The organism is Dietzia sp. DQ11-38-2 (genome assembly GCF_014145055.1).
GTDB lineage: Bacteria > Actinomycetota > Actinomycetes > Mycobacteriales > Mycobacteriaceae > Dietzia.
This window is the reverse complement of sequence record NZ_JAALDW010000418.1, coordinates 8,445-14,474: the sequence shown is the minus strand read 5'-3', so window position 1 is coordinate 14,474 and position 6,030 is coordinate 8,445. Positions and strand designations below refer to the sequence as shown.

Annotated in this window: 3 protein-coding genes; 1 reads left to right on the top strand and 2 read right to left on the bottom strand. The window is 69.7% G+C overall.

Annotated features, from left to right (window positions below):
* Both mgtA and G6026_RS13565 read right to left on the bottom strand, forming a co-directional pair.
* Window positions 1-2,409, bottom strand: a 2,409-nt coding sequence (gene mgtA, locus G6026_RS13570) for a magnesium-translocating P-type ATPase (RefSeq protein WP_347238109.1), incomplete at its 3' end; no start/stop codon positions are given.
* Between the two features lie 134 nt (window positions 2,410-2,543).
* Window positions 2,544-5,138 (bottom strand): cation-transporting P-type ATPase, encoded by a 2,595-nt coding sequence (locus tag G6026_RS13565; protein WP_182613473.1) that lies wholly within the window; start codon window positions 5,136-5,138, stop codon window positions 2,544-2,546.
* Window positions 5,139-5,341: 203 nt separating this feature from the next.
* On the opposite strand from G6026_RS13565, the gene G6026_RS17480 reads away from it, so the two are divergent.
* The coding region (locus G6026_RS17480) for an alcohol dehydrogenase catalytic domain-containing protein (protein WP_241728086.1) at window positions 5,342-6,030 on the top strand (689 nt) is incomplete at its 3' end.

Here is a 6,030-nt window from a genome sequence, read left to right as displayed (position 1 = left end):
CGCCAGGACCGACCCCGTCAACAGCCACGAGGGACGACTGCGCAGGAACGGGACTCTCCGGGTTCGGATGGCGAAGACGATCAGGGTCTGGGTCGCCAGCGACTCCACGAACCAACCCGTGCGGAACTCGTCCGGGCCGGCATGGAGGACACCCAGCAGCAGAGCGAAGGTCGCGAAGTCGAAGAGGGAGGAGGCCGGACCGAAGACGAGCATGAACCGTCGGATCTGTCCCAGGTCCCAGTGGGAGGGCTTGCGCAACTGCTCCTCGTCGACCCTGTCGGTGGGAATGGCCAGCTGTGAGGTGTCGTAGAGGACGTTGTTGAGGAGGATCTGCTGGGGCAACATCGGAAGGAAGGTCAGAAAGGCGCTGGCCGCCGCGGCGGAGAACATGTTCCCGAAGTTGGACGAGGTCCCCATGAGGACGTACTTGATGGTGTTGGCGAAGATCCGCCGACCGCTCACGACCCCACGGGCCAGAGTGCCTAGATCCTTCTCGAGCATGATCACATCGGCCGAGTCCTTGGCCACGTCGGTGCCGGTGTCCACCGAGATCCCGACATCGGCCTCGTGCAGGGCCAGGGCATCGTTGACCCCGTCGCCGAGGTACCCGACAGCGTGCCGGGCGCGGAGCAGACGGATGATCCGGGCCTTGTGCGTCGGGGAGACCCGGGCGAAGACGATCGTCGTGGCGAGTGCGGCCCCCAGGGCCTGATCATCGAGCGCCTCGACCTGGCGCCCGGTCAGCACCGGGACGGCCCCGGCGTCGTCGGTGAGCCCGAGGTCCCGACACACCTTGACCGCGACGACCTCGTTGTCGCCGGTGGTGACCTTCACCCCGATCCCGAGGTGGGCCAGGGCACGAAGCGCGTCGACGGCGTCGGGTTTGGGCCGATCGACAAAACACAGGAACCCGGCCAGGTGGAATCCGGACGGCGGAGACGAGGCGAGCTCGGTCTCGTCGTCCGCCCGCCGCACCGCCACAGCGACGACTCGGAGGCCCTGTTCGAAGAGCCCACCCATCGTGGCGCGCCCCTCGTCCTCGTCCGGAGAGCACCTGGACACCACCACCTCGGGAGCTCCCTTGAGAATCTCCCACCGCTGACCGTCCACGAAGTCCACGAGCACCGAGGAGGTCAGCGATTCATGGTCGAAGGGGCGGAGATCCACCCTCCGTGTTCCGGTCACCTCGGCCGGGTGCCCGGACCCCGGCCCGACTGCTCGCCAGAGTGCGGCGTCCAGGGCGTTCTGCCCCGCCCCGGCACCCCCGGCCGCAGGATCGGCCTCGCAGCACAACACGCCCAGGCGCGTCGTGGCCGTCTGGTCCTGCCCGGCGGGTACGGACTCGAGAAAGGTGATCCGTCCTTCGGTGAGCGTGCCTGTCTTATCCGTGACCAGCACGTCCATGTTGCCCAGGTCCTCAATGCTCGTCAATCGCTTGACCAGCACCTTCTCTTTCGCCAGCAGTCGCGATCCCGCCGCCAGCGAGGTGCTCACCACCGCCGGCAACAACTGCGGGGTGATGCCCACCGCGATCGCCAGTGAGAACAGCAGGGCGTCGAGGAACGGGCGCCGGAGCAGCAGGTTGATCACCAGGATCCCCACCATCAGCGCCAGACCGATCCACAACAGCATCATCGAGAACCGCGTCAGCCCCGTCTCGAAACCCGTGCGCGGCGCCCGGTCCCCCAATCCCTGCGCGATCCGTCCGAACTGGGCGTCCTCACCGGTGGCGACCACCGCGGCGACGGCGTCCCCGTGCCGGACCACCGTGCCCATCAGCAGACACGATCTCAGTTCCCCGAGACCGGCGCCCGGTTCCACGGGCTCCGGGGACTTGGACACCGGCAGAGCCTCGCCGGTCAACACCGACTCATCGGCTTCCAGCTCGTTGCACTCCAGCACCCGCACGTCGGCCGGCACGATCGAACCCAGGCCGATCCGCACCAGATCACCGACCACGAGCTTCTTGACGTCGACGGATCGATCCCGCCCACCGCGGATCACCACCACGCTGTGACTGACCTGGCGATGCAGGTCCTGGGCGGTGCGCTCGGCGCGGTACTCGTTGACGAACCCCAGCCCGGTACTGGCCGCCATGATGGCACCGATGATCAGCGCGTTGACCTGATCCCCGGTGGCGAAAGACAGACTCGCGGCGATGAGCAGAAGGAGCAACACGGGGTTGGCGAACTGCCGCAGGAGCACTCTCCACCAGGTCGCCCGACTTCCGGGAAGGACGTTGGGGCCGTCGACCGCCAATCGGTCGGCGGCCCGCTCCTCGTCCAGACCGGAGCCGGGCACCCCGAGCGCGGTCAGCACATCCGGCGCGGGCATGACGGACGCCTGCTCCAGAGTCAACTGACCTGTCGGCGGCTCGGTCCCCGACCCGCCCTCGCTGTGTCGGGCCACGAGTCCAATAGTGGCACCGCCGTGCGCCTTCATCTAGCGCCGGAACGGTCGACTACCGAGTACGGGTGTAGCTCGCCCCCCGGTGCCCCCGGCGACCCGCGCGCTCCCCGGTGCCGGGGTCTCGCCGGTCGGTGTCAGGCGCGCCCGTGGCGACGCCGCCACTTGTGGAGACTGTCAGCCGTGAGCACCGCAGGGATGGCGATCGCGGCCACCACCCAACCGATGAGAGGTGGATTCGTTCCTCCCAACACCTGGTGGACCGGCGGCACGAACAGGAAGACGGCGAGGGCGGCGAGCATCGATACCTGAGCCCACAGCAGGAGCGTGTTGGACATGAGAGGGATCGCGCCGAACCACGTGGATTCGGAACGGCACGCCAGTGCGTTGGCGAACTGGCCCAGTACCAGGGCGGCGAAGGCTGCTCCTGACGCCGCCGCCAGTGTGCCCGGGTCGACGGCGGCGCCCGGGGACCACCCGGCCATCAGGAGGACCGCGAGAAATGCGGACATGACGACCAGCGCCTCCGTGGGACCGAGCACACCGAACACCCGTCGCAGGATTCGCCCGTCCAGCAACGAATCGGTGCGCAGCGGCCCTTTCATCACCTGGCGCCTGGCCGGTTCCGCTCCCAGGGCGAGCGCGGGCAGCAGATCGGTGCCGATGTCCACTGCGAGGATCTGCAACACGCCGAGAGCGAGGGGCACCGTGCCGCCACTGAGTGCCCACACGACGAAAGGTGTGAGCTCGGCGACGTTGTCGGTGAGGTGGTACGTGAGGAACCGCCTCACGTTGGACCACGTCGCTCTGCCCAGTTCCACCGCGCGGACGATAGTGGCGAAGTGGTCGTCGAGCAGCACGACATCGGCGGCCTCGCGTGCGACGTCGGTGCCGCCCGCTCCCATCGCCACGCCGATATCGGCCTGCCGTAACGCAGGCCCGTCGTTGACCCCGTCACCGGTCATCGCCACGACGTGGCCGCGCTTCTGCAACGCCCTGGCGACGCGCAGCTTGTCCTCCGGGGTGATCCGCGCGACCACCGTCCCGTCGGTGTCGAGCAGCTCTCCGAGCTCGTCGTCATCAACGGGAAGATCGGCACCCGCGATCACCCGTGCGGAGGCATCCGGCCCGGCGCCGAGCAGGCCGATCTGCCGGGCGATCGCAGCGGCGGTGTCGGGATGGTCACCGGTGAGCATCGCCACGGCGACCCCGGCCCGGCGGCATTGACCCAGCGCGTCGGCCACACCCTCACGGGGAGGGTCCTCGAGGCAGAGCAGCCCGAGCAGCTCCATGCCGTCGCATTCCCAGGGGAGAGGCTCCCCCTCCCCGGTCTCCGGACGAACGGCTCGGGCGACCGCCACCACCCGCAAACCTTCGCCGCCCGCAGCCGTCACCTCCTGTGCGGCCGCCACGGTGGACCCCGAGCACCGCGGCAGGACCGATTCGGCCGCGCCGAGCAGGTGGATCCAGTCATCGTCGACCGCCCCCGAGCATCGGGCCCGCGGATCGAACGGTATCCGACGACGCTCTGGCCGTACGGGCTCGCGCTGCCCATCAAGACGCGCCTGGGCCACCACCAGGGCCACCTCCATCGGGTCACCCCGGGCGGTCCACCGGCCGTCGACGAGCTCCGGGCGACCCGAGACGCATGCCGCCGCCGATGCCGTCGCGAGCGCGGCCGCTCGGATCGCGCAGGCTCCCCCCGTCGCCTCTCCCTCGGGCGCGTAGCCCTCTCCGGACACGGTGACGGTGCCGGCGGGAGTCCACACCCGTCTCACGCTCATCCGGTTCTGGGTCAGAGTGCCGGTCTTGTCGCTGCATATGTAGGTCGTCGTCCCCAGGGTCTCGACCGCCTCGAGCCTCTTGACCAGTGCCCGGTCCCGAGCCATCACCTGGGCGCTGCGCGCCAGGGAAAGGGTGACCGTGGGTAACAATCCCTCGGGAACGAGCGCGACCGTGACACCGATCGCGAACAGGAAGCCCTCGGACGCCTCGGTTCCGAGGGCGACCAGGACGACGAAGGAGGCGACCCCTGTGCCGGCGGCGATCAGGGACACCATCCTGACCACGCGGTGCAACTGCCGGGTCAGCGGGCTCGTCGGCCGGGCTGCCGAGTGCGTCATCACCGCGACAGAAGCCAGTCGGGTTCGCGTACCGGTGGCGGTGACCGTCGCCGAACCGGCCCCTTCGACGACGAAGGTTCCCGCGTAGGCGGTGTCCCCGGCATCCGGGTGGACGACCGCGCTCTCTCCGGTCAGCAGCGACTCGTCCACGGCGAGACCCACCGCGGTGTCGAGCCGGAGATCGGCACTGATCCGGTCTCCCGCCTCGAGCTGAACAGCGTCTCCCACCACCAACTGCTCGGCCGAGATCCGGACCACCTTCCCGTCCCGCACCACCCGCACCTGCGGCGGGAGTAGGTCCTCGAGTGCAGCGGCGGCGCGATCGGCTCGGTACTGCTGCGCGAACGCGAAGAGACCGTTGACCACCACCACGACCCCTATCGCCAGGGACAGAGCCGGCATGTCCGCCACCCACGCCAGGGCGGCCGCGACCCAGAGCATGAGAGCGAAGAAGTTCACCATCTGCGCGGCCAGCGCCAACAGGGGCGAGCGAGGCCGCGACGTGGGAAGCGCGTTCCGACCGTCGGCACGAAGCCGGTCCGCGGCCTCGCCGGAAGACAGCCCGGCCTCCGACGGGGCCGGGCTGTCGGACGACGAGGCGACTGGCATGAGACCCACCTCCGGAGAACACGCCGGTGGAACGTGGAACGGACCAGATGGTACGAGCCTGCGCGCCGAATCGGCTAGCCCCCTAGGGGGGAGCAGAATACCGCCTCTGAGGTCTGTCGGACCCCGGACGGTGGCGGTAGAATCGCCTACGTGGGCGTCACTCGTCCGGTGCGCCCTCCGGCGACACAGCGAGGAGCGCCGCCATGAAGGCAGTCGTGTTCGAGGGCTTCAAGACCTTCCCCCAATTCAAGGACGTCGACAGACCCACCCCCGGCCCGGGCGAGGTCCTGCTCAAGGTGGCCGGTTCGGGCGCCTGCCATTCCGATGTGGGCCTGTTCCATGAGTTCCCCGGCGACCCCACCGGCTTCCTCACCCCGCCGTTCACCCTGGGCCACGAGGTCTCCGGATGGATCGAGGAGCTCGGCCCCGGCGTCACCGGCCTGAACACGGGCGAGGCGTTCCTGGTCTACGGGCCGATCGGGTGCGGTCGGTGCAAGCCGTGTTCGCGGGGGCAGGACACCTACTGCCAGGACGTGCCGTCGGTGGGGTACCTGGCCACCGGGCTCGGCCGGGACGGCGGCATGGCCGAGTACATGACCACCAACGCGCGCAACCTCATCCCGCTGGGCGATGCCGACCCCGTCGCCGCCGCTCCCCTGGCGGACGCCGGCCTCACCCCGTACCACGCCATCAAGCGGGTGCTGCCGGACCTGACCACCCCGGGCGCGACCGCACTCTGCATCGGCCTGGGCGGCCTGGGTCTGGTGGCGGTGCAGATCATCCGGGCCATGACCGGGGCCACGGTGTACGCCACCGACACCAAGCCGGAGGCCGTCGCCGCCGCGGAGGCCGACGGGGCGATCGGCATCCCGAGCGAGGGCGCCGCCGAGAC

Excerpts from the sequence above, each read along its gene's own strand:
- G6026_RS13565 (WP_182613473.1), bottom strand. The coding sequence starts at position 5,138 with ATGCCAGTCGCCTCGTCGTCCGACAGCCCGGCCCCGTCGGAGGCCGGG.